The organism is Burkholderia sp. Bp9004, from assembly GCF_003858025.1.
GTDB lineage: Bacteria > Pseudomonadota > Gammaproteobacteria > Burkholderiales > Burkholderiaceae > Burkholderia > Burkholderia diffusa.
Genome location: NZ_QTQD01000065.1, coordinates 1 through 4,918 on the forward strand (window position 1 = coordinate 1; position 4,918 = coordinate 4,918).

A 4,918-nucleotide genomic window follows, 5' to 3' on the forward strand; every position below is an offset into this window, starting at 1 on the left:
GGACATTTTGATCTCACATGAGAAGGGGCGATATTCTAACGCTGCGCGAGAATCTGCCGAAAATCGGCCATGTTGTGTGATGGCCGTGGTCGCTGCGGGGCGGGCTATAGGGGCGATTACGATCTGCTGCCTGCATTGTGGCCGTCTAGCGCTTGCTAGTGCGAGCAAAGGAATTTGGTGGCATCACTGCAGAAGCCGGCAACTGCTTCGCTCAATGCAGGTCTGGCTGTAGGTAGTGAACCCCGAATTGCTCCGTCAGTTGCACGAGCCGACGATCGCGCGTCCAGAGCTTAGTGCTCGGGGTCAGCAGCACCGACGCCAGCAGCGTGCAATCCACCGCGCCGCATCCGCGCCCATACAGCCGTTCCCGCTCGATCCAGTCAGCTACCTCGCCCGGCGTCGCGAGGCGCGTTTGGCGCAATAGCGCGAGATCTCCCAAGGTTCGGGCCCGCGGTTCGGGCGGCGTCCCGCACGTGAGCTCGAGCATCACTAGTGGATGCGTCAAGACATCATCGACGCGCAGCAGTTGGATAAGCGCCGGTAGCGGTCGCCGGAAATGCTCGATCCAGACGGAGGTGTCGACCAGAACGCTCATCGGTCAGCCGCATCTGGGTTGCGACGCGGCACATCCGGCATGTCGGGTGCGCGACCGCCAAGCGCGGCAAGGCGTTGGCCGGCTTGGACACGCACGAACGTTTCTAGTGCAGCCCGAAACAGGTCGGCCGGCGACATACCCGGCTCGGCAAGTTCGAGTGCGCGCGCATACAGAGTGTCGTCGACGGTGACGGTGGTACGCATGATGGCTCCTTTGATGCCGTTTCGCATCAATTTTAGCATCAACTCGCCGGCGGTCCAGTCGTTGATAAACGAATTAATGGAGTGCTCCGGAGGAAAAGTGTGCGTGTCTGGATCTAGCTGCGACAAGGCTTTGCGGGCAGGAGGAAACCTAGACCACATGGTTTTTGACCACACATATTTTTGCTCCTCGGCACGTTTGACTCGGCACGACGAGAAAAACTATGTGGTTGGGATGTACGTCTTTTTCCCGTCGAACAAAAGTATGCGGTTGGGATGTAGACGTGCTTCGGGGTTGAAAATCTATGCGGTTGGAGTGTGGAACAGGTCTTGGATGGTCGGCGGCGGCTCGTTTTGCTCTGCGATTTCCTCTTCGAGGCATTCCGCCGTGTGTTTAGCCGACTTGACAGAGCAACCTAAGCATTACACTTTGCGTACGTCGAGTGACATTGCGTTGACCTGCTGAGCGCATCGAGTGCCTCAGCAGATAGGTGCGCAGGGGCGGCGGGGCAGTGATTTCAGGTCGTAACGCAGCCGTAGGAGGTATCCGGAATTTCGTGTGTGAGGCGGGTTGAGATTCAGACTCCAATGTTGAATCGTTCCGGGTAAAGCAGCGCAAACTGGGTCATGGCGCTCTTCCAATCGTGCCGGGAGCGCGTTGCGTTTGCACGCTCTGGATGAAACGAGCAAACCGATGCCGCGTTGTTGGATTGCGACCACCGGACCGGTGTCATGTGCATTTTGCCGAGTCTTGTCCGTCTACGTCGGCATGGCGGACAGATCGATCGTGATTGGGACAGGTCCGTTGGCCCGCCGCGCAACAGCGTGTGATCCGTATAGAAGCGGCCGAAGGTCCAGGGGCCTTCGGGGTTGTGTCGGTTATCCGAGGCAATGACGACGGAAAGGATGGCCTTCCCGGGAAGTTCGTCGCTAGGACGAATGATGTCTTTGAGCGTGTGCACCCAGTGAGGTGGGGTGCCGTCGGGAAACTTCTTGAACTCGTCATTGAACGCGGGCCGAAAGTGACCGATTAAGGCCGCTTCGAGCACCTTGGCGAAATCCGGCATGCCGATTCTGGCCTCCAGGATGCCGCTGCCGGTGATGAAGTGCTGAGGGACCGGTTCGATGACATAGCTGGCCTTGTAGCCGAAGACATAGACTTGGAGGTTGGGCGCGTCGCGCTGGATGATCCCAGCAGTCTCGCGTACCTTCTCGTGGTTCGACAGCCGGTCGGCGTAGTCGCGCTGTCCATTCTCCCCGGTCGAAATGCCGATGTATTCGATGCGGAAATCCAGACACTCGGGCCAGTTGCTATCGTCGACGCGAATGAAGTGCAGCAGGTCCGGCTCAAGAAACAGTCCGATGGATGGTTTGTTCGCTCCATGGACGAGCAGCCGGTTGGGGCGTCCCATGGGGCCGCGGGCGATTTCCACATGCTTGACATGATCCAGTGACGGAATCGCCGTCGAGAACGGGAAGGGATAGGGCGAGGCTTCTTCGCCGAGAAAAAGCTCGAACGGAACCTTCTTCCAGTGCTTGTAGCCGACCTCGAACTCCAGTTCACCGACCGCCTTCTTATCTTGGATGTTCCAATAGAAACTGTCCTCGCGATTTCGCCGCGCGTTGGAGTTGACCGACACCTTCAATGGCTAGAGCAGAACGGAGTAACAAGCCTCGAGTGAGGCTGGCTTTTGCCGCACTTGTTTGAACTTTCGTTCTCGAATGAGCGGTCACGTGCCCACCTGACCTGCGGCATCAAAACCGAACAAGTGCGTACGCGACTGAATGTAGGCGGAGCCCGCTACTGCCTCTGTTGTCGCGACTGTTTTGCCTTCATCCGTCTTCCGGAGGAATCGTATACCGAGCGGGGCGGGGAAAGCTCTGGCGATGCGATTGGGGGCACGCGTTTCACCTCTTTCCCCATGGAGATAGGCCGACGTCGTTGCCACTGACGCGTGGCGCAGGTTGTCACGAACGATAATGCCTTAGGCGCGAAGCACTGATGCCAGTACCGGTGCCACTTCTTGAGCGAAGGTCCCCATGAAGACGGTCGTCATGGCCGTCTTCGGCGCCGGTAGGTCGAGCCGCATCGACACGCCGAGCGCGATGAAGGTCTCGAGCAGCGCCTTGAATAGGTAGAGCCACGCGGCGGCGCCGGTGCGGGCCCAGTCGGAACGGATATCGGATTGTCGTCAGTTATCCTGACTACAGACGCAAACGGCGTGATGCTCGTCGACTTTCTCAAGACGGTGCGAGCCTCGAGCACGATCAATGTTATCGGGCACAGCCTGGGCGGGGCCCTGGCATCCGGACTGGTCTTGTATCTGAAGAACGTACGTTACCTACAGGCGCAGACGTTTAAATACACTTGCCAGACATTTGCCGCCCCGACGGCGGGTAACGATATGTTTGCCGGTTACTTCGACGAGCAAATGAAAGCCAACGCGATACGCGTGTGGAATACGTGCGACATCGTGCCGATGGCATGGAACGCAGACACCATCGGTGCCGTGAAAACGATATATGGTTCGGTAGCCCCGCCCTCGGACGTCATCAAGGAACTTATCGACGCGATAATTGTTACGGCAACCCCCCTGAATTACAGACAGTGGGGGAACTACGGCTCCCAGCAAATCAAGCTTGACGGGACGGTTGTAGGCAACATTACGGACTTCTTTATGCAGGCCGGATTTCAGCACATCCTCGGATACATCTTCCTTCTGGGGCTGGGTTTGGGCGACATCCATATGCCCCCGCCCCCCAACACCCAGGAGAAGTGATGCATTGAAGTTCGGCTCGACTGTCGTCAAAAATGTAATGCCGCTAATAAGAATTAGCGGCATTGACGGCGCGCCCAAAAAAACCGGCCGCAGCCGGGCGAGATCCGATTCAGCGTCGTTCGGCGCGCTTTACTGCGCGGTACCGGCCGATGCCGTCATGCGGTGACCGATACGACTGCGCTTGTCGCTGACCTTGCGCACTTTGCCGCCGGGGGCCAGCCGGTGCGTCGTACTGCGTGTGGTGTGGTTGACCCGGTGCGTCGTGCTGCGGGTCTTGCTGCCTGGCGCGGCGGCCCCGGCGGGCTGCGCCAATGCGGAATTGGCGGCCCCCGCATGCGACGGGGTGGTCGCAGCCGGCGTGGCCGTCTGGGCGAGCGCAGCAGTAGCGAACATCGTTGCAATCAGCGCGACGGTGAGCTTCTTCATGCGATGTCTCCGGAAAGAAAAGGTACGACGAATCGTCGTCGTCCCCCTCCATAACGCGACAGACGTCGGCCGGTTGACTTCAGGTGGCGCCACGCCGCGGTCCGGAATGCCAGGCGCCGGGATCGCGGCCGGCCGGTCAGGCCGGTGACTCGCCCCACGAGGCCTGATCGCGCGGCAAGGCGCCCGCAGGATCGATGACCTCCAGGCGATCGGCGGCGTCCAGTTGGTCGACGAACAGGACCAGGTTCGTGCCGCCGGCCGCCTGCGTTGACGAGAACAGGATGCCCTTGGCTCCGGCGGCGATCACCTCATCGCCCAGCACCCAGCTCGGCGGCTCGATCCGCGCGTTGAACCAGTCCCGGCGCCAGTCGCAGAAGAACGACTCCCACGATGGCGACCAGTGGTCGCCGCGATAGCCCGCCGTGAAGTCAACCACGGGCGCGGCCGTCACGCGATAGCTCACGAGCGTGCCAGGCGGCAGTAGCGGCGACAGCTGCTGGTACTCGGCCACCGCGGTGGCCACGTCGAGCGCCCGGTGTCGTAGAGCAAAATATTTCCGTCACTCCAGAATCCTCGTGGATCAAGGCTTCCGGCCCGCGAGTTGACGACTTTTCTGGCAGTCCCACCAAAACAATGTCGTCAACTTGCCTACGTCCACATCAAATTTGTCTACTCGCGTAGTGGACCTCGAGTTCCGGGGGTAAGCTCCTGATTTCTAGATCGATTCCCAACGTACAGTGCAGCCTGTTGCGACGCAAAATTCAAATCGGACGCTCTTTGTCACCGATGGTGGAAAGGCAGCGTTTGGGGGACTCCCAGGCCGACTGTATCCGACGGCTCTCGGCCATCAAGAGCCACTGCTCTTTTCGCCCTCAATGGCCAATCAGCGCCGCGTTCCGGCCGTTCGGCGCTCAAGG

Annotated in this window: 6 protein-coding genes and 1 pseudogene; 1 reads left to right on the forward strand and 6 read right to left on the reverse strand. The window is 59.7% G+C overall.

What is annotated here, in order from left to right; translation table 11 throughout:
* Window positions 1-211 precede the first annotated feature (211 nt).
* From DIE08_RS35050 to DIE08_RS35065, 4 genes and pseudogenes are all read right to left on the reverse strand, one after another.
* Entirely contained in the window at window positions 212-595 is a 384-nt protein-coding gene (locus DIE08_RS35050; RefSeq protein ID WP_124906434.1) for a type II toxin-antitoxin system VapC family toxin, read from the reverse strand.
* Complete coding sequence (locus DIE08_RS35055) at window positions 592-798, reverse strand: type II toxin-antitoxin system VapB family antitoxin (protein WP_124906443.1); 207 nt, start codon at window positions 796-798, stop codon at window positions 592-594. The genes DIE08_RS35050 and DIE08_RS35055 overlap by 4 nt, the downstream gene beginning before the upstream one ends.
* Window positions 799-1,373: 575 nt before the next feature.
* Window positions 1,374-2,435: a hypothetical protein gene (locus tag DIE08_RS36630; protein ID WP_311768967.1), complete on the reverse strand. Its 1,062-nt coding sequence runs from the start codon at window positions 2,433-2,435 to the stop codon at window positions 1,374-1,376.
* A 399-nt stretch (window positions 2,436-2,834) separates the two neighbouring features.
* Window positions 2,835-2,969, reverse strand: a pseudogene (locus DIE08_RS35065) (FUSC family protein); the annotation flags it as partial.
* Between the two features lie 12 nt (window positions 2,970-2,981).
* Between DIE08_RS35065 and DIE08_RS35070 the strand changes: the two are divergent.
* A complete protein-coding gene (locus DIE08_RS35070) occupies window positions 2,982-3,575 on the forward strand; it encodes a lipase family protein (RefSeq protein WP_124906437.1) in 594 nt (197 codons plus the stop codon).
* Between the two features lie 129 nt (window positions 3,576-3,704).
* On the opposite strand, the gene DIE08_RS35075 is transcribed toward DIE08_RS35070, so the two are convergent.
* Both DIE08_RS35075 and DIE08_RS35080 read right to left on the reverse strand, forming a co-directional pair.
* On the reverse strand, window positions 3,705-4,001 hold the full coding sequence (locus DIE08_RS35075; protein ID WP_124906439.1) for a hypothetical protein: 297 nt from the start codon (window positions 3,999-4,001) through the stop codon (window positions 3,705-3,707).
* Between the two features lie 136 nt (window positions 4,002-4,137).
* The gene (locus DIE08_RS35080; protein ID WP_124906441.1) at window positions 4,138-4,524 is read right to left on the reverse strand and encodes an RES family NAD+ phosphorylase; all 387 of its coding nucleotides are present in this window, start codon (window positions 4,522-4,524) and stop codon (window positions 4,138-4,140) included.
* Between the last annotated feature and the right edge of the window lie 394 nt (window positions 4,525-4,918).